Genomic DNA, 22,037 nt, shown 5'->3' on the forward strand with positions numbered 1-22,037 from the left:
CGGCCGCGTCGTCGCTCGGGGGGTGCGCCGGGCGTCAGTGGCAGGCGGTGGTGCCGCTGTCGTTGTACGTCTTGCCCGCCTCGGGGACGAACTGCCAGGTGTAGCCGTTGTTGTGCAGCGTGAACTTCAGCACGCCGTAGGTGTCGCTGTTGCGCGCCTCGCTGTTGGCCTGGATGGTGCCGAAGCTGTAGTGGCTGGCGCCGCCCATCCCGGCCACGAAGTGCCGGATGCCGCGGGTGGTGTCGAGCGCGCCGCCCGGGTTCATCGGCGCGAACCGCTCGTACTGGTGGTTGTGGCCGGTGACGATCACGTCGGCGTTGTAGTCGTACAGGGCCTGCACCAGCGGGCCGACGGACGTGCTCGGGCCGTGGTTGGAGCCGGACGTGAACCGCGGGTGGTGCCAGTACGCCAGCGTGCAGGGCTTGTTGCTCGCGGCGAGGTCGGCGCGGAGCCACTGCTCCTGGGCGGAGCCGGTGCTGGTGGAGATGTTCGAGTTGAGCGCCACGACGTGCCAGTTGCCCAGGTCGTAGGAGTAGTAGCCCTGGCCGGCGGTGCCGGCCGCGGCGCCGAAGTAGTTGTAGTAGCCGGTGGCGCCCGAGGTGTTGTACTCGTGGTTGCCCGGCGCCGGCTTGGTGCGTGCCTTGTGGCGGCCCCAGGTCGGTGCGTAGTAGTTGGTGTAGTCCGAGGCGCTGCCGTCCGGGTAGGCGTTGTCGCCCGCGTTGAACACCGTGCCGGGGATGCCGTCGAGCAGCTTGGCGGTGGCCTCGTCGCCGTTCCCGGAGTTGGCGATGTCGCCGGCGCCGACCAGCACCGGGTCCGCGCCGCCGGTCGGGGAGGTGGTGGGGGTCGGGGTGGCGGTGGGCGTGGCGGTCGGCGACGAGGTCACGGTCGGCGACGGGGAGGGCGTGCCGGTGTCGGTGGTGATCACCAACTGCGGTGCGGTGGAGCCGGATTCGCGCGAGTCGTAGTCGGCGCCGTCGCTGGACGCGGAGGTCACGCCGATGGCGAAGGTGCCGTTCCCCTGGACGTAGGAGGTGACGTCCACCTCGTACCAGGCGTTGCGGGAGACGGAGCCGATCGAGCCCAGCACCGGGCCGTCCACGGCCGGCTGGTTGTTCCAGGTCAGGCCGGTCTCGGACCAGGTGGTGCTGCTCAGCGAGCGGAAGGTGCCGCCGCTGCCGCTCTCGGCACCGGACACGTCGTCGGTGTGGATGCGCAGCTTGGCGCCGGTCACCGGTGCGGTGAGGCCGGAGACGGTGAACTTCAGGAAGGTCCGCTTGGCCGGGCTGTTGTCCACCCCGAGCTGGCCGGACGTTCCGTAGTTGGTGCTCGGGTTGCTGCTGTACGCGTAGGTGTCGGCCACCGGAGTGAACGTGGTGGTCCCGACCGCCGCGGTGGCGGCACCGGAAAAGGCGGTGACGGCCAGCGCGCCGGCGGTCATGGCGCCGAGGGTGGCCGCGGCGACGACTCTGCGTCCGGGCATGGGGTGACCCTTCGTGAGAGGAGGGGGACGGTCGGCGGTGCGTCGGGAGACGCTAGGGACGGCAGCCTTCTCCCGGGTGATGGACTTCCCCTGGACCGATGGCCGGTCGGTGAACGCCTGGTGCCGTCGCCCCACCGGCCTCTCCGGTCCCACCCCGCCCCGGCCGTCGGCCCCGCGCCGCCTCGCTCGACCGGTCCGTCGACCGGTCCGAGCAACTGACTGTCCGTCAGGTTACCGCGCCGTAGCGTCCCGTCCACCCCTCCCGTCGCCACCCGCCCGTCCGCCGCCCACCCGCCCGATCCCGCCGCCCCGCCGTGAACACCCCGCCGTGAACGCCCCGCCGCGCCGCCCGGCCGTGAACGCACGACCGCCCCCGCCGGGTGTGCGGACCCGGCGGGGGCGGAACCTGTGGGGACGGAAGCGGCGAGGGCGGAAGCGGTGCGGCGGGGGCGGAAGCGTCGGGACCGGGCGCTACGCCGCCACCGGCCGGTCGGTGTCGTACGCCTCCCGCACCCGGGCCTGCGCCTCGGCGCCCGCCGCCAGGTGGTCGAGGCCGAGCAGCGCCGCGCCCAGCACCGGCGGTGCGACGACGACGCGCGGCTCGGCGAGCGGCGCGGCCTCCGCCAGCCGGGCGGTGAGGTTGTCGATCAGCAGCGGCTGCCGCGAGGCGAGCACGCCGCCACCGAGCACCAGCGGGGTGGGCTCCTCCAGGAGTTCCAGCCGGCGCAGGGCGACGACCGCGAGCCGGGTGATCTCGTCGGCCTGCCGGTCGATCAGCTCCAGCGCGACCCGGTCGCCGCCCTCCGCGACCGCGAACAGCACCCGGACGATCTCGTGCAGCCGGCCGTACGGCAGGTGGTCCAGGTGGACGGCCTCGGCGACGGCGCCGGCGCTGGGCAGGCCGAAGTGCTCGGCGATGGCCGGGGCCAGGACGGTCGGCCCGCCGCGGCCGTCCTCCGCGCGGACGGCGTGCCACATGCTGGTGAGCGCGAGGCCGGCGCCGCCGCCCCAGTCGCCGGTCAGTTCGCCGAGGGCGGGGAACCGGGCGGTGCGGCCGTCGGGCAGCAGGCCGACGCAGTTGATGCCGGCGCCGCAGACGACGGCGACGCCGCGCGGGCCGTCGGTCCCGGCGCGCAGCAGGCCGAAGGTGTCGTTGACGACGGTGTTGCTGGCGCCCCACGGATGGGACTCCAGGGCCACCCGCAGCGCCTCCTCCTCGACCGGGAGGTCGGCGTTGGCGAGGCAGGCGCTGACGTGACTGGTCAGCGTGCCGTTCCAGGCGGTGATCCCGGCCGCCGCGGCGGCCTGCTCGACCAGCGGCGCCAGGCCGGCGACGGCGGCGGCGCCGCCGACCTTCTGCGGGGTGAAGCCGCCACCCCGGGCGGAGCCGAGGACGGTGCCGTCGGCGCCGATGAGGGCGACGTCGGTCTTGGAGTTACCCGCGTCGATGGCGAGGACGCCGGGCAGGTGTGGTTCGGGCTGGTGGGTCATCAGGTCCCCGCGGCTCGTACGTGGCCCGGCCGTGGTTGGTCCCGGCCGGGGGTGGGAGGTCTCCTCGCGGCCTCCTCGCGGAGGGCCGGCGGGCCCTCGGCGGCCCGGCCCGCACCCCCCACGGAGTGCGGGCCGGAGTTCGGCCGGGCGGGTCAGGCCCAGGCGAGGTGCTCGCGGTTGTGGGCGAGCAGCCGGTCCGTCAGCCGGTCGGCGAGGTCGATCTGGCCGACCAGCGGGTGGGCGAGCAGGGCGTCGAAGACCCGGTCGCGGCCGCCGCGCAGGGCGGCGTCCAGGGCGAGGTTCTCGTACGCGGTGACGGAGGCGATCAGGCCGGCGTAGAGCGGCTCGACCGGCCGCTGCGGCAGGGCCCGTACGCCCGCCGCGTCGACCTCGGCCGGCACCTCGATGACGGCGTCGTCCGGCAGGAACGGCAGGACGCCGTCGTTGCGGGTGTTCACCACCTGGACCGAGGTGGCGCCGTCGGTGCCGAGCAGCGCCGCGATGAGCTGCACGGCCGCTTCGGAGTAGAACGCGCCGCCGCGCTTGCCGAGCAGTTCGGGCTTGGTGTCGAGCGCGGGGTCGGCGTACATCTCCAGCAGCTGCCGCTCGATCTCGGCGACCTCGGCGGCGCGGGAGCCCTTGACCTTGAGCTCCTCCACCACCTGGTCGTGCTGGTAGAAGTACCGCAGGTAGTAGGAGGGGACGACGCCGAGCCGCTCGATCACCCGCCGGGGCAGGAGCAGGTCGTCGGCGATCTCCTGGCCGAAGCCGGCGAGCAGCTCCGGCAGCACCTCCCGGCCACCGGCGGCGCCGGGCGCGTCGAGCAGGGTGACGCCGCGCTCCCAGGTGAGGTGGTTGAGGCCGACGTGGTCGAGCCGGATCAGCTCCGGGTCGACGCCCAGGTGCTTGGCGAACCGCCGCTGGAAGCCGATGGCGACGTTGCAGAGGCCCACGGCCTTGTGGCCGGCCTCCCGCAGGGCCCGGGTGACGATGCCGACCGGGTTGGTGAAGTCGACGATCCAGGCGTCGGGGTTGGTGCGCCGGACCGTCTCGGCGATGTCGAGCACCACCGGGACGGTCCGCAGCGCCTTGGCGAGCCCGCCCGCGCCGGTGGTCTCCTGGCCGACGCAGCCGCACTCCAGCGGCCAGGTCTCGTCCTGGTTGCGGGCCGCCTGCCCGCCGACCCGCAGCTGGAGCAGGACGGCGTCGGCGTCCGCGACCCCCGCCTCGACGTCGGTCGTGGTGGTCACCACGGCGCCGTGCCCCTGCTTGGCGAAGATCCGCCGGGCCAGCCCGCCGATCAGCTCCAGGCGGTCCGCGGCCGGGTCGATCAGGACGAGCTCGCCGATCGGCAGGGTGTCCCGCAGCCGGGCGAAGCCGTCGATCAGCTCCGGGGTGTACGTCGAACCGCCGCCGACGATGGCCAGCTTGAGTGTGGACATCAGCCCTTGACCCCTGTCAGTGTCACGCCTTCGATGAAGGCCTTCTGTGCGAAGAAGAAGAGGAGGATCACCGGGGCCATCACCAGCAGCGTGGCGGCCATGGTGAGGTTCCAGTTGGTGTGGTGGGCACCCTTGAAGGACTCCAGGCCGTAGGAGAGCGTCCAGGCGCCGGGCTTGTTGCTCGCGTAGATCTGCGGGCCGAAGTAGTCGTTCCAGCAGTAGAAGAACTGGAAGAGGGCGACGGCGGCGATGGCCGGCTTGGCCATCGGCAGGACGACCTTGAGGAGGGTGCGCAGGTCGCCGCAGCCGTCGATCCGGGCCGCCTCGATGTACTCCTTGGGGATGGTCAGCAGGAACTGCCGCAGCAGGAAGATCGAGAAGGCGTCGCCGAAGGCCATCGGGATGATCAGCGGCCAGAGCGAGCCGCTGAGCCCGAGCTCCTTCGCCCAGAACAGGTACATCGGGATGATGGTGACCTGGGGCGGCAGCATCATCATCGAGATGACCGCCATCAGCGCCAGATTGCGGCCGCGGAAGCGGAACTTGGCGAGCGCGTAGGCCACCGGAAGGCTGGAGACGATGGTCAGCAGGGTGCCGAGGCCGGCGTACAGCAGGGTGTTGCGCCACCAGGTGAGGAAGCCGGGGGTGTCCCACACCTTGGCGTAGTTGCCCCACTCCCAGGAGGTGGGCCAGTAGTCGGTGGTGAGCGCCTGGCTGTCCGTCATCACCGACGTGAGGAAGGCGAAGACGAGCGGGAGCAGGAAGAACAGCGCGGCGGCGACGGCCAGCGAGTGCACGGCCACCCAGTTGAGCAGCGCGCGGCGGCGGGCGGCGCGGGCCGCGGCGCCGGGGGCGCCGCGCCGGGCGGGCCCCTCCGCGGGGGCCTTCGCCGTGAGGGTGGAGCTGAGAGTCATGATCGTGTCCTCACTGGGCCGCTAGTCGTCGCTCGCCATGAAGCCGGACTTGCGGCGGAGCAGGAGCGAGGTGACGGCCATCGAGATGGCGAACAGCACCAGGGCGACGACGCACGCCGCGCCGTAGTTGAAGCGCTGGAAGCCGAGGTTGTAGACCATCTGCGGCAGGGTCCAGGTGGATCCCTGCGGGTAGCCCGGTTCGAACTGCTGCCCGGAGTTGCCCGCGTTGCCGCTGGTGACCTTCGCGGCGACGATCGCCTGGGTGTAGTACTGCATGGTCTGGATGACGCCGGTGACCACCGCGAACATGATGATCGGCGAGATGTTCGGCAGGGTGACGAACCGGAACCGCTGGAACGGCCCGGCGCCGTCGAGTTCGGCGGCCTCGTACTGGTCCCTCGGGACGTCCAGCAGGGACGCCATGAAGATGACCATCAGGTCGCCGATGCCCCACATGGCGAGCATGGTGAGGGCGGGCTTCGACCACGTCGGGTCGGCGAACCAGCCCGGCTGGGGCAGTCCGATCTCGCCGAGGAAGTGGTTGACCGGTCCGGTGCCGGGGTTGAGCAGGAAGGCGAAGGCGACGGTCGCGGCCACCGGCGGTGCCAGGTACGGCAGGTAGAACGCGGTGCGGAAGAGTCCGGCACCGGTCTTGACCTTGGTGATCAGCAGCCCGATGCCGAGGCCGAACGCCACCCGCAGGCTCACCATGATGAAGACCAGCCACACGGTGTTGCGCAGGCCCTTCCAGAAGGCCGGGAGGTCGTTGAAGACGTAGTCCCAGTTCTTCAGGCCGTTGAAGGCGGGTGCGCCGAAGCCGTTGTACTTGGTGAACGAGAAGTAGACCGTGGAGATCAGCGGGTACAGGAAGAAGACCGCGAAGCCGATCAGCCAGGGGGAGAGGAAGGCCAGGGTGCGGGCCGCCTCCCGGCGGCGCTTCCGGCGCAGCAGGTGCTGCGTGGAGGGCGCCGCCGGGTCGGTCGGTCCGGTGCCCCTGCGGGTGTCGGACGCGAGTGACATGGGAGCTCCGTGAACCGTTCCGCGCTACTTGGCCTGGGCGATGGCGGCGTCGATCTCCTTGGCGGTGGCCGCGAGACCGGCCGCGAGATCGGTCTGCCTGCCGGACTCGAACTCGTAGCCGAGGTTCTGCACCGAGACGATGTAGCCGCCGCCGTTGACGCTGGCCGGCGTGGTGCTGGAGTTCGCGTTCTTCGCGATGTCCAGGAAGGTCTTGAAGTTCGGGTCGCTGATCAGCTTCGGCGAGTCGAGCGCCGCGAAGGTGCTGGGCACGTTGTGGATCGCGTTGGCGAACGAGACCACCGCGTCGGTGTCGGTGGTGAGGAACTTCGTCAGCTCCCAGGCGGCGGCCTGCTTCTTGCTGGTGCTGGCGATGCCGATGATGGTGCCGGTCTGGTAGCCGCGGCCCCAGGTGGAGGCCTGGTCGTCCGGCACCGGGAACGGCGCGGTCGCCCACTCGAAGTCCGGCTTGTTCTCGGCGAGCGAGGCGGTGCGCCACTCACCGTCGATGGCCATCGCGACCTGGCCGGTGTGGAAGGGGTTCTTGGCGCTGAACTCCTCGCCGAAGGTGGCCCGGAACTTGTCCAGCTTGTCGTAGCCGCCGAGCTTGTCGACCAGGCCCTTCTGCCAGTTCATCATCGCCGCGACCTTCGGGTCGGCGGCGATGCTGGACTTGCCGGAGGCGTCGAAGTAGCTCGGGCCGTACTGGCCGAGGAAGTGCTCGGTGGTCGACTCGTAGCCGTGGTACAGCGGCATGAAGCCGAGCTGCTTGTAGCTGTCGCCCTCGGCGAGGGTGAGCCTGGCGGCGGTCTCGGCGAACTCGCTGAAGGTCTTCGGCGGGCCGGCGATCCCGGCGTCGGCGAAGGCCTTCTTGTTGTAGTACAGGCCGAAGGCGTCGCCGAGCAGCGGCAGGGAGCACTGGTTGCCCTGGAACTGCGTGTAGTTGAGCATCGCGGCCGGGAAGGTCTTGGCCGGGTCGATGTTGTCCTTCGCCAGGAAGGGCTTGAGGTCGGCGAAGGCCTTGGTCGAACAGAACATGCCGACGTTGTTGGTGGTGAACGAGGAGACCACGTCCGGGGCGGCGTCGCCACCGGCCCGCAGTGCCTGGTTGACCTTGTCGTCACCGATGTTCTCGGTCGTCTTGACGTGGATGTTCGGGTGGGCCTTCTCGAAGGCGGCGATGTTGTCGTTGATCGCCTTCACCTCGGCGGGCTGGTTCCAGCCGTGCCAGAAGGTGATGGTGACGTCCTTGCCGCTGGCCGAGTCGTCGCTGCCGCTGCCGTCGCTGGATCCGGTGCAGGCGGTGGCCAGCAGGGCCAGGACGGCGCTGCCGGTGACGGCGGCGATCGTACGGCGGCCTCTGCGGGAGGTGGTGGAGTGCACTTCGAGGTCCTCCTGGGGGTGCGCGGGCAGGCGTCATTGCCTCGGGTCCCGCGTAGGGGGTTGGGGAGAGTGGGTGCAGGGGTCGAGCGGTGCGGGTGGTGCGGGTGGTGCGGGTGGAGCCGGGTGGTTCGGGTGGTTCAGGCGGTGCTCGGTGGGAGCGCCGGTGACTCGGGCGCCGATGGGTCGGACGCCGGTGGTTCTGAACCGGTGGTTCTGACGCCGGTGGTTCGGACGCCGGTGGTGGAAGCGTCCGTGGTGGGAGCGTCGCTGGTGTGAACTTCGGTGGGCGGGTGGACCTCAGTGGGTGGAGAAGACCGCCTCGCGGGCGGCCGCCAGCGCGCGTTGCAGCGCGCCCAGCAGGACGGGCGAACCGGACAGGGTGCTGCTGCGGACCTCCGGGCGGGCGATCGAGATCCGGGCCAGCTCCTCCTCGACCAGCGCCCGCAGCCGTTCGCCGCCCGCGGTCGGCACACCGCCGGAGACCACCACGAGCTGGGGGTCGACGACGGCGACGATCACGGCCAGTCCGACGGCCAGCCGGCCCGCCAGCTCGGTGAGGAACGCGTCGCCGGCGCCCGGGGTCCGCAGCGCCTTGGCGAGCGTCTCCTCCGCGGTCGGCGCGCCGAGTCCGTGCTCCCGGGCCAGGGCCCGGACGGCGGGGGCGCCGACCAGCTCCTGGAACCCGCCGGAGTTGCGGCGGCGCACGTCCCGCAGCACCGGGGCGCCGGGCACCGGCATGTAGCCGACCTCGCCTGCGCCGCCGGTGAAGCCGCGGTGCAGGCGGCCGGCGATCACGATCGCGGCGCCGGTGCCCTCGCCGGCCCAGAGCAGGACGAAGTCCTCGAACCCGTGCGCCGCGCCGGAGGCCTGCTCGGCGACGGCGGCCAGGTTCACGTCGTTCTCGATCGACACCGGCGCGCCGATCGCCCCGGACAGCTCCTCGACCAGCCGCGGCGCGTGCCAGCCGGGCAGGTGGGAGGCGTACCTGAGCTTGCCGGTGCCGGGGTCGGGCGCCCCGCCGACGCCGATCACGACGGTGTGCAGGCTGCCCTCGGCCAGCCCGGCGGACCGGGTCGCGTCGGCGACCACCCGGGCGACCCGGGGGACGGTCTCGGCGGCCGTCCACCCCTTGGTGGGGACGACGTCCTCGGTGAGCGTGGAGCCGGTGATGTCGGCGACGGCGACCCGGACGTGGCTGTTGGTGACGTCCAGCCCGGCGACGTGGCCGGCGGCCGGATTCACCTGGTACAGCTGCGCGTTGGGTCCCGGTCCGCCCGCCGTGGTGCCCACCGGCAGGACCAGCCCGGCCGCCTCCAGACGGGCCAGCAGCTGGGAGGCGGTGGGCTTGGAGAGTCCGGTCAACGTGCCGATCTGGGTACGGGAGAGCGGGCCGTTCTCCAGCAGCAGTTCGAGGGCGGCGCGGTCGTTGATCGCGCGCAGCAGGCTGGGGGTGCCGGCGAGGGGGGCCTTGGCGGTGGTCCTGGTCACGCGGAGATCCTCCTCCTCTTCCTGCTGGTCGGCTGCCCGGCGGACGGGCCCGGGCGAACTGTTAGGAAACTTTCCAGTCGCTTGAGACAGGACCGTACGGTCCCCGTCACGAGGGTGTCAATGGCCCTTCCCCCGGTGGATGCCGAAGCGTTACCGGGCAGCAGTGAGCCCCGCCTCCGGCGTGCGCGGAGACGGGGCCCTCGTTCGTTCACGGGCTCCGCCGGGGCGGCGGCCCGCTACCCGGTCAGGGCGCCTTGGCCGCGTCGTCGACCGGCTTCACGGGAGCCGGTATCGGCGCCGTCGCCTGGTAGCGGGGCGAGTTCGGGTCGGCCAGCGCCGACGGCGGTGCCGGGTCGGCGCCCGGCGAGGCCGCCGACGCGGTGGTCAGCACCACCCCGGCGGTGGCCGTTCCGGTGGCCGCGCCCGCATCGGCGGCGACCGGCGCGACCTCCTCCTTGACCTTGATCCCGGCCTGGTCGAACGCGACCTTCAGGCGCTGCCGCAGGGCCCGCGCCACGCTCAGCGACTTGCCCGGAGCCGTCCGCGCCTCGACCCGCAGCACCACCGAGTCCACGGCCACCGACTCCACGCCCAGGATCGAGAACGGCGCCCAGACCAGCTCGTCGAACGGCGCCTCCTTGGCCAGGGCCTCCGCCGTCTCCTGGATCAGCGCCTCGACCCGCAGCAGGTCCTCCTTGTACCCGACCTGGACGTCCACCGAGGCGGTCGACCAGCCCTGGCTCATGTTGGCGATCCGCTTCACCTCGCCGTTGCGGATGTACCAGATCTCGCCGCCCGCGCCGCGCAGCTTGGTCACCCGCAGGCCGACCTCCAGCACCGTGCCGGTGGCCACCCCGGTGTCGATCTCGTCGCCGACGCCGTACTGGTCCTCCATGATCATGAAGACCCCGGAGAGGAAGTCGGTGACCAGGTTGCGGGCGCCGAAACCGATCGCCACACCGGCCACACCGGCACTGGCCAGCAGCGGGGCCAGGTTCACCCCGAGCGCCGACAGCACCATCAGCGCGGCCGTCCCCAGGATGCTGAAGGACGCGACGCTGCGCAGCACCGAGCCGATCGCCTCCGAGCGCTGCTGCCGCCGCTCGGGGTTGACCACCCCGGTGTTGGCCAGCAGCCCGCCCAGCCGTCCGGGCTCGTCCTCGCCCTCGCCGGGCTTGACCATCCGCGCGATCAGCTGGGAGATCAGCTTGCGGACCATCGCGCGCAGCACCAGGGCCAGCACGACGATGAAGACGATCCGGACCCCGCTCGCCAGCCACTCCTGCCAGTGCGAGTCGAACCAGCTGGCGGCCTGCCGGGTGGTGTCGGAGACCTCCTGCGCGCTGGTCGGGATTCTGAGGTCGAGCTGCGGCAGCCCCGGGGCCGTGGGACTGGGGGACGGGTTCGGCGTCGAGGCCGACGGCGTGACGGACGCGTCGGCGAGGAGGCCGGCGGCACCGGACCTGAACACGTGCGGGACCTTCCTGCAGGGTGCGTGGCACAGCCCGCCGCCGCGGAGGCACACCCGGGAGGCACGCCCCTGGCCTGCGGACCGTCCGCTCTACCCTATCCGCCGCCCACCCGGCACCCTGACACGCCGACGGCCTCTGCACCGCCCTCCCACGGCTCTCCCACGGTCCGGCCACCGCTCTTCCGAGGGCGCGCGGCGGCCGGACGGACGCCCCGTCAACGCCCCGGCGCGCTGCCCGCGGCCCCGCCCGCCCCGCGGTTCACCCCCGCCGCCCCCTCCGGCCGGGCCCGCCGTCCGCGCTGCTCCGACGGGGTCCGACCGGTTCCCGCCCCGTGCGCCCCGCTGCTCCGACCGGCCCAGCCTTCCCCCGCGAGGGCGCCCCGGAGCACCCTCCGGGCACCGGGGTGCAACCCGCCCTTCCCCCGGGCATACCGGGTATGACAGAAGCCACATCCGGAGTTCACGTCAGGTCCGTTACACAGGAGTGGTGGCGCCGTACAAAGGCGTAAGGCGACACTGGGGGAGATCACGCACCCGCTGTGTGATCCAACCGCTCGTCCCGGCGCGAGCCACGCGCCGCAGGCGTCCAAGGAGGCATCCGTGCCGCATGTCCTGGTCCTCAACGCGTCCTACGAGCCACTCGGCGTCGTATCGATGCGCCGCGCACTCATCCTCGTCCTCAATCACAAGGCAGTCAGCCTCGAGGACTCGGGTGTCACTCTGCACAGCGCCACCAGCGCCCTTCCGGCGCCGTCCGTCGTCCGACTGACCCGCTTCGTCCGGGTCCCGTTCTGCGGGCCCGTCCCGCTCACCCGTCGGGCGCTGTTCGCCCGCGACCACGGCCGTTGCGTCTACTGCGGGGCCGCCGCCACCAGCGTCGACCACGTCATCCCGCGCAGCCGGGGAGGCCAGCACCGGTGGGACAACGTGGTGGCCGCCTGCCGCCGCTGCAACCACACCAAGGCCGACCGCCACCTCACCGAACTCGGCTGGCGGATGAAGCGCCCGCCGGCCCCGCCGTCCGGCCTGGCCTGGCGGATCATCGGCACCGGGATCAAGGATCCGCGCTGGCGGCCCTACCTGGAGCCGTACGGCGGCGGCGACCAGCTGCGCGCCCCGCAGTGGGGCGAGTACGAACACCACGACCATACCGAGGCCACCCATCCGGTGCCGCTCGGCCGGGCGCACTCGGCCCACTCGGCCCACTCCGCCCACTCCGCACCCGTCCGCCGCGGTGAGCAGCCCGAACCGCTCTCCGCCTGACCACCGCTCCACAAGGGCTTGCCCGACAGATTTCCCGGTACGCCTCATGGGCCGCCACGCACCCCGCAAACGGGGAGCGCGGCGGCCCGCCGCGTTGCCGGGCCCGGCCGCGCTCCCGCCCACCGTGCGCACGCAGGCCCCGCGTGCCCGTGCCCGGGCGGCCGTGCGTGCCCGCGGGGGCGGACCGGGCGCAGGAACCCGCGCCCGGTCCGGCACCCCCGCTACGGCTTCGCCGGCGGACCCGTCGGAACGCCGGTCGAGCCGGACGGGGCCGGAGTCGGCCCGGTGGGCGTGGCGGACGGCGCCGGGGTGGTCGCCGGGGCGGTCGGCACCGTGGTCGGCTGTCCGCCGGCCTGTCCGCCGCCCTGCTGTCCGCCGCCCTGCTGGCCGCCACCGCCGGGCTGCCCGCCCGGAGGCGTCACCGGCGGCGTGAGGGGCGGTGTCACCGGCGGGGTCGCCCCCGCCGCCGCGGCGACGGCGTACAGCTCGACGCCCCAGAGCGAGTAGCCATACTTGGTGGCCCGGGCCACGCCCTGCACCCGCAGGTACTTCGCCCCCGGCGCGTCGAACCGCACCGTCTCGTTGCCGCCCCTGCCGTCCTCCACCGTCGCCACGGTGGTCCAGGAACGGCCGTCCGCCGAGGCCTGGATCTTGTACGCGGCGGCGTACGCGGCCTGCCAGTGCAGCACCGCCGAGCCCAGGTGGACGGCCCGCGGCAGCTCCAGCTGCACCCAGGCGTCGTCGGCGGCCGGCGAGGACCACCGGCTCTTCGGATCCTGGTCGGCCACGGCCGAGGCGGGGAAGTGCGGCGTCTCGTCGGCCGACGAGGTCGCCTCGGCGGTGATCGCCAGGTCCGGCCCGCCGGTCGGCGGCACCACGTGCACCTGGAGCACCTGCCGCATGCTGGTCTGCCCGGTCACGAACACCACCGGCACCTGGTAGGTGCCCGACGGCGTGTCCGGCCCCGCGGTGACCAGCAGCGGGACGCCGACCCGGCCGCCGCGCGGCACGCTCACACCGGTCGCGGGCGTCACGGTCAGCCCCTTGGCGACGGCCGGCACCTCCGTCCGCAGCTCGCCGGTCACCCCCTCCGGCCGGCCGGCCTCGACGGTGGCCCGGGCCTGGACGGGCGCGCCGGCCCCGATGACCGCGTCGACCGCCGTGTCGGCCAGGCTGAGCCGGGCCGCCGGGGCGTCCGCGTACCAGGGGATCACCTGGTTGACCACCGGAGGCTGCCCGCCCGGCTTCCAGGCCAGGCGGAACGCGTCGGCGGGCAGCCCGCCGGCCGACAGCTCGTTCCAGCCCGGCTGTATGGTGCCGATCTCCGCCCAGCTGCCGTCCGCGCGCCGGACCGCGACGGCGGCGGAGGCACGCACGTTCGGGTCGGTGAGGATGGTCAGCCGGTCCAGCGGCCGGGCGGCGCCCAGCTCGACGGTGAGCGGCTCGTCCAGCGAGGTCGGCGCGGTGGCCGCCCGGTAGGCGGTGTCCGGGTTGCCGTCCAGCACCGCGGCGGCCGAGGAGCCGGGCAGTGCGGCCGGGCCGCCGGAGACGCTGGCCGGTGCCTCGTCCGGCGCGGTGACCGAGAACTCGCGCACCGCGACCGCGGTCTTCTGCGCCGAGGTGGCACGCAGCCGGACCGCCCGGACGACGGTCCCGGCGGGCAGCTGGGCGGAGACGGACTTCTGGTTCTTCACCTGGGCCAGCCGCTTCCAGCCGCCCTCGCCGGTGGAGTACTCCAGCACGCCCTCGCGCAGGTAGTCGTCGAGCGCGTTCTGGCCGTCCGGGCCGTTGCCCCAGGAGCCCATCAGCACGGTGACGCTGCCGACCGGGCGGCCGTCGCCGAGGTCCAGACCGACCGAGTCGCCGGGCTGCGGCGGCGCCGAGCTCCAGTAGAACGTGTCGGCGACACCGTCGGTCATCAGCGCGGGGAGGTGGTCGTGCGCGGTGCCCAGGGTGGTGGTCGGGGTGACGCCGCCGTCGAGCACGCCGGCCCAGGTGTCGGCGGCCCGCAGCGCCCGCTCCAGGAACGGGCCGAGCACGCCTGCGCCGACCGTCGCCGGGCTCTGGCCGAGCTGCTCGCGGAGCTTGTTCAGCTCGACCCTGGCCTTCCAGGCGGCCCCGCCGTCGCCGCCCCGCTGGGCGACCAGCATGTCCACGGCCGCCTGTCCGGCCAGGCCGTAGTCGCGCAGCGGAGCAAGCCAGGAGGCGGACTCGGCGGCCAGCTGGGCGGTGGCCGGCGCCGAGGCGAGGGTCTGCTGCGCGCCGGCCATCGCGGCGAAGGATTCCCGCAGCGGGGCGGCCGCCTCGATCAGCCGGGCGAGGTCGGGCGCCACGCCGGAGGTCGGCTCGGCGGTGGCCCAGAACCGATCCAGCAGCGGCAGCAGGTAGCCGGACTCCTGCTTGGCGAGCGGCGACGAGGCGCTGTTGCCGGCCAGCGCGGTGACGGCGGCCAGGGCCGCGCCGGCGGGCGTCGCGGCCGAGGCGGTCGGACCGGCCAGCGAGCGCAGCGCGGCCTGCCAGGACTCCTCCGGCTTGTACCCGGCGGGGTTCCAGGCGAAGTCACCGGCGGTGGCCAGCGCGATCCGGGAGGCGACCGGCTGCTGCATCGCGCCCGTCAGCATGACGGCCGAACGGGTCGCCACCTCGGTGTCGCGCCCGGTGTAGGCCCCCAGGAAGAGCCGGTCCGGGGTGGCGTCGTTGACCGGGTAGTTGTCCATGGTGACCAGCGGGTGCCCGTACAGGCTCGCGGTGTCGGCGGCCTGGGTGCCGGTGATCCGCTCCGGGATCACGCCGACCCCGCTCCAGGCGACCTGGACGCCCGCCGGCAGTGCCGCGGCCAGCGCGGTCCGGTACGGGGTGGCGCCCTGCTGGTGGTACTCGGTGGGCACCACCGAGAGCGCGGCCAGCCCGGGGTTGCGGGCGATCAGCCGGTCCTGCACCCGGCCGGCCAGTTCGGCCTGCGCCTTGGCGGCGGCGGCCGGCCCGGTGCCGTACTTCGCGCGGTCCTCGGAGCAGTGCCACTCGTCGTAGGAGACGTCCAGGAACTGCAGCTGGAACGCGCCGAAGCCGAGCTTCCGCAGCCCGTCCAGCTTGGCCACCAGCGCGTCCGCGTCCTTCGCGGAGCTGTAGCAGAAGGACTGACCGGGGTCGATCGCGTACCCGGCCGTCACGTGGTTGTGCGCGGCCCGGGCGGCCAAGGCCCGCAGGTCGTCGGCCTTCCCCTGCGGGTAGGCGTCCCGCCAGCGGGAGAGCCGGTACGGGTCGTCGCCCGGCGCGTAGAGGTAGAGGTTCTGCTTGGCCCGGCCGAGGAAGTCCAGCTGGTCGAGGCGCTGCTGCTGGGTCCACGGGGTGCCGTAGAACGCCTCGGCGGTGCCGCGCACCGGCGCGCCGGACGGCCAGTCCCGCAGCGTGACGCCCGGCAGCCCGAGACCGGCCGCACCCGGCGCCTGCCCCTGCCCGGCCGGGACGACGGCCAGCAGCTGGCGCAGCGACTGCGCGGCGTAGAAGGTGCCCGCCGCGTCGGTGCCGGCCAGCACCACCACGCCGTACGTCCCGCCGCCCTGCACCGGCAGCTGACCGGCCGACAGCACGTACCCGCCGGCCGGCATCCCGGCCGTGGTCGGCGCCGCGGTGTCCTTGCCGCCCGCGGCCGCGGTCAGCTCCCGCAGCACCCGGTCGGTCGCGCCGCCCGCGCCCTCGGCGGGCCCGCCGACGTACACCACCAGGTCGCCGGCGACCGGCGTGCCGGGCTCCGACCGCGGGGTGATCACGGTGGCCCCGGCCACGCCCAGCACCTCGTGCACCGCGTCCACCGCACCGTGGTCCGCCTTCGGCGAGACCACCAGGGTGACGCCGGTCGGCACGGTGACCGGCTTCCCGGCCACGCCCATCTCCTGCGGACGCGGGAACACCTGAGGGTTGCTCACGTTGCCCAGCGGCGTCTGCGCCGCGTTGCTCGCGGTGCTCACCACGTCCGGTCCCGGCGAGTACGCGTACGCGGCCGGACCGCTCACCAGCAGTCCGCCGACCACGGCCGCCGCCGACAGCGTCGCCGCCACCTGGAGGGTCCGCCGGCTCGGTGCCCCGGGCCGCGCGGCCAGCGCGCGCTCGGCGCGCACCGACGGCAGCAGCGGAGACGTCCCCTTGAGATCGGCGATCAGCCGGTCCGCCGTCCTCGGCGCCAGCTGACGGCAGGTCCGTGCTGTCGCCCGCCGCGCCGCGAGGGCCGCCGGGTGCTGCAACACGTCACGCAGCGCCGGGCTCTGCTCCAGCTGCTGACGCAGCCGCCGCCCGGCTACCTCGGACACTCGGGCTTGCACAGGAGCCTCCTCGCCAGGAACCACATCGCGCCAAAGCCCACCAGCTACCCCTCCCGGTGTCAACGTCGCCGACGGGTATGACTACTTTGTCCGATTTACCCCGGACTCCAACCCTTCGCCCCCGCACCGAAAGCCCCGGTCGCGAACGCGCCCGCCGGAGCGGGACGCAGGCCCGGCCGACGTCCCGTGCGCGCGCCCCCGGCGGACCCGGTGCTCCCGCGCCACCCCCGGGTCCGTGTGTCGCGCAGGGTCGCCGGGGCGTCACGCGGGTAGGACTGTGGCTGTCCTGACTGGGCGTTGCCGAGACATCGCAGGAGCCGCGAGTGGCCGCTTATCTCGACCGTGACGGAGCCGACGGCCTGGAGGTGCCGGCGCAGGACGCGCCGCCTCCTCCGCCGGAGCTGGTGGCGCTGGCCCAGGCGTACGCAGTGGACGCCCGGTACGGGCCCGGAGGAGTGCCGGCGGGCGCACGGACGCTGGTCGCGGTGCTGGCCGCGCTCGGCGTGGACGCGGCCACCCCCGACGCCGCCCGGGCCGCGCTGGAGCACCACCGCACCGAACAGCGCGCCCGCCTGCTGCCCCCGACCGTGGTGGTCCGGGCGGGCCGGCGGACCGCACTGGACGTGCCCGCCGACGCGCGGCTGACCGTCGAGCTGGAGGACGGCGGCCGCTGGGACCTCCCGCGCGGCCACGCCCACTGGCTCCCCGCCGACCTGCCGCTCGGCCGTCACGTCCTGCGGGCCGAGATCCCCGGGCGGACCGGGGACGAGCGGCGGACCGGCACCGCCCACCTGATCGTCGCCCCCGAGCGGCTCCCCGCGCTGCCCGGCCGCAGCTGGGGCTTCCTCGCCCAGCTGTACTCCGTGCTCTCGGACCGCTCCTGGGGCATGGGCGACCTCGCGGACCTCGCCGACCTCGCCCAGTGGGCCGGCGCCGGCCTGGGCGCGGGCTTCCTGCAGATCAACCCGCTGCACGCGGCCCTGCCCGCCGTCCCGTCCGACCCGTCGCCCTACCGCCCGTCGTCCCGCCGCTTCGCCGACCCCGTCCACCTGCGGGTCGAGGCGGTCCCCGAGTACGCCTACCTGACCGGCGAGGACCGCGCCGAGGCCGACGGGCTGGTCCTGCGCGCCGCCCGCCTGCGGGCCGAGGTGCTGCAGCACGACGGCCTGATCGACCGCGACGGGGTGTGGGCGCTCAAGCGCCGCGCGCTGGAGCTGCTGTACGCGCGGTTCGAGCGGTACGCGGCGGAGCACGGCGCGGTCCGGCGGGCCGCCTTCGAGGCGTACCGGGCCCGCGAGGGCGCGTGGCTGGAGCGGTACGCGGTCTGGAACGCCCTGGCCGAGAAGCACGGCGCCGACCGGCACGCCTGGCCGAAGGGGCTGCGCCACCCGGACTCCCCGCACGTCGCCCGCGAGGCCGCCGAGTCGGCCGACCGGGTCGGCTTCCACCGCTGGCTGGCCTGGCAGGTCGACCGGCAGCTCGCGCACGCCCAGCAGGCGGCCCGCACCGCCGGCATGCCGGTGGGCCTGGTCCACGACCTCGCGGTCGGTGTCCACCCGGACGGCGCCGACGCGTGGGCCTTGCAGGACGTCCTCGCCACCGGCATCTCGGTCGGCGCGCCACCGGACGCCTTCAACGCGCACGGCCAGGACTGGGGCCTGCCGCCCTGGCGCCCGGACGCGCTGGCGGAGGCCGGCTACGCGCCGTTCGCCGAGCTGATCCGCGCCGCCGCCCGGCACGCCGGCGCGATCCGGATCGACCACGTCATGGGCCTGTTCCGGCTCTGGTGGGTGCCGGCCGGGCACGCGCCGATCGAGGGCGCCTACGTCCGCTACGACGCCGAGGCGATGCTCGGGGTGCTGGCGCTGGAGGCGCACCGGGCCGGCACGGCGGTGATCGGCGAGGACCTGGGCACGGTGGAGCCGGGTGTGCGCGAGGAACTGGCGGCCCGCGGGGTGCTGGGCACCTCGGTGCTCTGGTTCGAACGGGACTGGCAGGCGAAGGGCGAGATCCTGCCGCCCGGGCGCTGGCGCCCGGGCAGCCTGGCGACGCTGACCACGCACGACCTGCCGTCGACGGCCGCCCGGCTGTCGGGCGAGCACGTGGAGCTGCGGCACCGGCTCGGCCTGCTGGCCAGGGCGCTCGGCGACGAGCAGGCGGAGGCGGCGGCCGAGCTGGCCGACTGGCGGGCCGAGCTGGCCCGGCTGGGCCTGCTGGGGGAGGACGAGCCGCTCTCGGCGACCGCGCTGTACCGCTTCCTGGCGGACACCCCGGCCGAGCTGGTCGGGGTCTGGCTGCCGGACGTGGTGGGCGATCCGCGCCCGCAGAACCTGCCGGGCACGTGGGACCAGTACCCGAACTGGCGGCTTCCGGTCGCGGACGGCTCCGGCCGGCCGGTCACGCTGGACGCGCTGGCCGCCGCTCCGGCCGCGGGTGCCCTGGCTGACCTGCTGCGGACCGTCGGGCAGCAGACCGGGCCCGGGCCCGAAAGGCCGACCCCGCCGAGCGGCCCCTCGTAAGTGGCGGGTAAGTTGGCATCGTGGACAAGAGGAACGCTTTGCGAGCCGGCGCGGTCACCGCAACGGTCACGCTGATGATGCTGCTGTCGTCGCCCGCCATGGCCCTCACCAGGGACGACGGCGACGACCCGGGTAGCGGCCTGAGCGTCGCCCAGACCCTCGGTCTGTTCGTGGTGCTCCCGATCGCGTCCTTCGTGATCATCGCCGCTCTGGCCGCGCTGCCGTACGGCGGCGGCAAGGAGAAGAAGTAGCGGCCGCAGGCCTTCCGGCCACAGAGCCCAGCAAGACCCCGAGGGGGCGCCGGACCACGTCCGGCGCCCCCTCGGGCGTTCCCGCGCCGGGTGCGCCCTCCCGCCCCGGCCCTGCCTCCGACCCCGCCCCCTGCCTCCCGCCACCGGGAAGGCCCGCGGCGGGAGGCAGGGGGGGACGGCGGTCGGCCGCGCCGGGACCTCAGCCCCGTGCGCCCGCCGCCCGGTCGGCGGCCTGCGCCTTGAGCGCCCGCTCGATCCCGGCCCGCGCCTCGACGACCTGACGCCGCAGCGACGGCGCCGGGTCGGCCGAGTCCAGCCACGCGTCGGTGGCGTCCAGCGTGGCCTGCTCGACCAGCAGGCCCGGGTAGAGCCCGCCGATGATCTGCTGCGAGATCTCGTGGCTGCGGGACTCCCAGACGTCCTTGACCGCCGCGAAGTACTTCGCCACGTACGGCGCCAGCAGCTCGCGCTGGTCGGTCTGCTGGAAGCCGCCGATCACCGCCGCCTGCACGTAGTTGGTGAGCGTGTCCGACTCGACGACCGAGGCCCAGGCCTCCGCCTTGGCCTCGGCGGTCGGCCGGGCGGCCCGGCAGCTGGCGGCGTGCTCCTGGCCGGCCGCGGTGTTGTCGCGGGCGAGTTCGGCCGCGATCGCGGCCTCGTCGGCGCGCCCGGTGGCGGCGAGCCGGCCCAGCAGGGTCCAGCGCAGCTCGGTGTCGACGGCCAGGCCGGCGATCTCGACGGAGCCGTCCAGCAGGCCGGCGATCAGGCCGAGCTGACCGTCGGTCCGGGCGACGGAGGCCAGGACGCGGGCCCAGGCCAACTGGTGGTCGCTGCCCGCCTCGGCGGTGCGCAGCCGGTCCTCGGCGGCCTCGGCCCAGCGGGACAGGCCCTGCTCGCGCCAGGCCGGGTCGGCGTAGGCGTCGAGGGCGAGCCGCACCTGGCGCTGCACCGACTGGACGACGCCGATGTCGGACTCCCGCCGGAGGCCGGAGAGGGCCAGCGTCAGGTAGTCGCGGGCGGCCAGCTCGCCGTCCCGCGTCATGTCCCAGGCGGAGGCCCAGCACAGGGCGCGCGGCAGCGAGTCGGGGAAGCCGCCGAGGTGCTCGGTGACGACGGCCAGCGAGTCCTCGTCGAGTCGGACCTTGGCGTAGGAGAGGTCGTCGTCGTTGAGCAGGATGACGGCCGGGCGGTGCCGGCCGGTGAGCTCGGGCACCTCGGTGCGCGGGCCGTCGACGTCCAGCTCGATCCGGTCGGTGCGGATCAGGGCGCCGTCGTTCAGCTCGTAGAGGCCCACGGCGATCCGGTGCGGGCGGAGCACGGCGTGGCCCTTGGCGCCGGCGGGCAGCGCGGGGGCCTCCTGGAGGACGGCGAAGGACTCGATCTCGCCGTCGGTGTTGAGCGTGAGGGCGGGGCGGAGCACGTTGATGCCGGCGGTCTCCAGCCAGGCGGTGGACCAGGCCTTGAGGTCGCGGCCGCTGGCCTCCTCCAGGGCGCCGAGCAGGTCGCTGAGCCGGGTGTTGCCCCAGGCGTGCCGCTTGAAGTAGGCCCGCACGCCCTCGAAGAACGCGTCCTGGCCGACGTACGCCACCAGCTGCTTGAGCACCGAGGCGCCCTTGGCGTAGGTGATGCCGTCGAAGTTGACCTGGACGTCCTCCAGGTCGTTGATGTCGGCCATGATCGGGTGGGTGGACGGCAGCTGGTCCTGCCGGTACGCCCAGGTCTTCATCTGGTTGGCGAAGGTGGTCCAGGAGTTGGGCCACTTGGAGCCGGGGGCCTCGGCCTGGCAGACGGCCTCGGCGAAGGTCGCGAACGACTCGTTGAGCCAGAGGTCGTTCCACCACTCCATGGTGACGAGGTCGCCGAACCACATGTGGGCGAGCTCGTGCAGGATCGTCGCGGCGCGTGCCTCGTACGCGGCGTCGGTCACCTTGGACCGGAACACGTACTGGTCGCGCAGGGTGACGGCGCCCGCGTTCTCCATCGCGCCGGCGTTGAACTCCGGGACGAACAGCTGGTCGTACTTGGCGAAGGGGTAGGGGAAATCGAACTTCTCCTGGAAGTAGTCGAAGCCCTGCCGGGTGACCTCGAAGATCGCCTCGGCGTCCAGGAACTCGCGCAGCGAGGGACGGCAGTAGATGCCCAGCGGCACCTCCTGGTCGCCGTTCCGGTACGCGTCGAAGACACCGACGTACGGGCCGGCGATCAGCGCGGTGATGTAGGTGGAGATCCGGCCGGTCGGCTCGAACCGCCAGACCTGGCTGTCGCCCTCGCCCTCGGGCGTCGGGGTGGGCGAGTTGGAGACCACCACCCAGCCGGTGGGCGCGGTCACGGTGAACGTGAAGGCGGCCTTGAGGTCGGGCTGCTCGAAGGAGGCGAAGACCCGGCGGGCGTCCGGCACCTCGAACTGGGTGTACAGGTAGGTCTCGCCGTCGACGGGGTCGACGAACCGGTGCAGGCCCTCACCGGTGTTGGTGTAGGCGCAGTCGGCGACGATCCGCAGCTCGTTCTCGGCGGCGAGGCCCGGGAGAGCGATCCGGCTGTCGGCGAAGTTGGCGTTGTCGAGCCGCTCGCCGTTGAGGACGATCTCCTCCACGCTCGGCGCGACCAGGTCGATGAAGGTGGCCGCGCCGGGGGTGCGGGCGGTGAACCGGACCACGGTGGTGGACCGGAACGTGCCCCCCTCTCGGGCGGAGCTCAGGTCGAGCTCGATCTCGTACGCGTCCACGTGCAGGAGGTCGGCCCGGGTGCGGGCCTCGTCACGGGTCAGGTTGGTGCCGGGCACTCGCTGGACTCCTTCGTCAGGCTGATGCCTGGCATCCTGCCATGCCCGCCCGCCGGGTCCGGAGGAATATGCCCGCGGCCGTCGGACGGGAGGGGCGGGCCGGGCCGGAGGGGGACGACGAAGGCGGGGCGGGGGGGGGGCGTGGGTCCGCCCCCCCCCGCCCCGGCCGGCCGGGGTGGGGGCGGTGAGCACGTGTGGGGGGGAGTAGTTTCGG

The 22,037-nt window shown here is 73.9% G+C and carries 12 protein-coding genes and 1 pseudogene; 3 read left to right on the top strand and 10 right to left on the bottom strand.

Translation table 11 applies throughout. The annotated features are described in order from the left end of the window. Nucleotides 1-34 precede the first annotated feature (34 nt). The 8 genes from ACFWIC_RS33355 to ACFWIC_RS33390 form a co-directional block, all read right to left on the bottom strand. A complete protein-coding gene (locus ACFWIC_RS33355) occupies nt 35-1,483 on the bottom strand; it encodes a DNRLRE domain-containing protein (RefSeq protein ID WP_355405215.1) in 1,449 nt (482 codons plus the stop codon). 471 nt (nt 1,484-1,954) lie between these two features. Then, nucleotides 1,955-2,974, bottom strand: coding sequence for a BadF/BadG/BcrA/BcrD ATPase family protein (locus ACFWIC_RS33360; protein WP_329882054.1), 1,020 nt, complete (start codon nt 2,972-2,974; stop codon nt 1,955-1,957). Between the two features lie 152 nt (nt 2,975-3,126). Beyond that, nucleotides 3,127-4,416, bottom strand: a complete 1,290-nt coding sequence (locus tag ACFWIC_RS33365; protein WP_380359646.1) for a 6-phospho-beta-glucosidase — start codon at nt 4,414-4,416, stop codon at nt 3,127-3,129. Beyond that, the gene (locus tag ACFWIC_RS33370; RefSeq protein ID WP_329948606.1) at nt 4,416-5,330 is read right to left on the bottom strand and encodes a carbohydrate ABC transporter permease; all 915 of its coding nucleotides are present in this window, start codon (nt 5,328-5,330) and stop codon (nt 4,416-4,418) included. The genes ACFWIC_RS33365 and ACFWIC_RS33370 overlap by 1 nt, the downstream gene beginning before the upstream one ends. A 21-nt stretch (nt 5,331-5,351) precedes the next feature. Continuing rightward, on the bottom strand, nt 5,352-6,350 hold the full coding sequence (locus ACFWIC_RS33375) for a sugar ABC transporter permease (protein ID WP_329948607.1): 999 nt from the start codon (nt 6,348-6,350) through the stop codon (nt 5,352-5,354). Nucleotides 6,351-6,374: 24 nt separating this feature from the next. Continuing rightward, complete coding sequence (locus ACFWIC_RS33380) at nt 6,375-7,730, bottom strand: ABC transporter substrate-binding protein (protein WP_380359648.1); 1,356 nt, start codon at nt 7,728-7,730, stop codon at nt 6,375-6,377. A gap of 297 nt (nt 7,731-8,027) precedes the next feature. Further along, nucleotides 8,028-9,218 carry an ROK family transcriptional regulator gene (locus tag ACFWIC_RS33385; RefSeq protein WP_329882059.1) on the bottom strand — a complete coding sequence of 397 codons (1,191 nt, stop codon included), beginning with the start codon at nt 9,216-9,218 and terminating at the stop codon, nt 8,028-8,030. A gap of 244 nt (nt 9,219-9,462) precedes the next feature. Then, nucleotides 9,463-10,689, bottom strand: coding sequence for a mechanosensitive ion channel family protein (locus ACFWIC_RS33390; protein WP_329948609.1), 1,227 nt, complete (start codon nt 10,687-10,689; stop codon nt 9,463-9,465). A gap of 600 nt (nt 10,690-11,289) precedes the next feature. Here ACFWIC_RS33390 and ACFWIC_RS33395 point away from each other — a divergent pair. After that, a pseudogene (locus ACFWIC_RS33395) lies at nt 11,290-11,793 on the top strand (HNH endonuclease); the annotation flags it as partial. Between the two features lie 380 nt (nt 11,794-12,173). On the opposite strand, the gene ACFWIC_RS33400 reads toward ACFWIC_RS33395, so the two are convergent. Further along, nucleotides 12,174-16,271, bottom strand: a complete 4,098-nt coding sequence (locus ACFWIC_RS33400; RefSeq protein WP_380520734.1) for a beta-N-acetylglucosaminidase domain-containing protein — start codon at nt 16,269-16,271, stop codon at nt 12,174-12,176. Between the two features lie 359 nt (nt 16,272-16,630). On the opposite strand from ACFWIC_RS33400, the gene malQ reads away from it, so the two are divergent. Together malQ and ACFWIC_RS33410 are read left to right on the top strand one after the other, a co-directional pair. Then, nucleotides 16,631-18,790, top strand: coding sequence for a 4-alpha-glucanotransferase (malQ, locus tag ACFWIC_RS33405; protein ID WP_380520736.1), 2,160 nt, complete (start codon nt 16,631-16,633; stop codon nt 18,788-18,790). A gap of 20 nt (nt 18,791-18,810) precedes the next feature. Continuing rightward, nucleotides 18,811-19,041: a hypothetical protein gene (locus tag ACFWIC_RS33410; protein WP_329948611.1), complete on the top strand. Its 231-nt coding sequence runs from the start codon at nt 18,811-18,813 to the stop codon at nt 19,039-19,041. Between the two features lie 199 nt (nt 19,042-19,240). Here ACFWIC_RS33410 and pepN read toward each other — a convergent pair whose 3' ends face one another. Next, on the bottom strand, nt 19,241-21,823 hold the full coding sequence (gene pepN / locus ACFWIC_RS33415) for an aminopeptidase N (protein ID WP_380520735.1): 2,583 nt from the start codon (nt 21,821-21,823) through the stop codon (nt 19,241-19,243). Nucleotides 21,824-22,037: the final 214 nt, after the last annotated feature.

It is taken from the genome of Kitasatospora sp. NPDC127035 (assembly GCF_042726075.1).
Taxonomy (GTDB): Bacteria; Actinomycetota; Actinomycetes; order Streptomycetales; family Streptomycetaceae; genus Kitasatospora.

What these genes read in the sequence shown, in the direction of transcription:
- ACFWIC_RS33370 (WP_329948606.1), bottom strand. Translation starts at nt 5,330, where the DNA reads ATGACTCTCAGCTCCACCCTCACGGCGAAGGCCCCCGCGGAGGGGCCC.
- ACFWIC_RS33355 (WP_355405215.1), bottom strand. Translation starts at nt 1,483, where the DNA reads ATGCCCGGACGCAGAGTCGTCGCCGCGGCCACCCTCGGCGCCATGACC.
- ACFWIC_RS33375 (WP_329948607.1), bottom strand. Translation starts at nt 6,350, where the DNA reads ATGTCACTCGCGTCCGACACCCGCAGGGGCACCGGACCGACCGACCCG.
- ACFWIC_RS33365 (WP_380359646.1), bottom strand. Translation starts at nt 4,416, where the DNA reads ATGTCCACACTCAAGCTGGCCATCGTCGGCGGCGGTTCGACGTACACC.
- ACFWIC_RS33360 (WP_329882054.1), bottom strand. Translation starts at nt 2,974, where the DNA reads ATGACCCACCAGCCCGAACCACACCTGCCCGGCGTCCTCGCCATCGAC.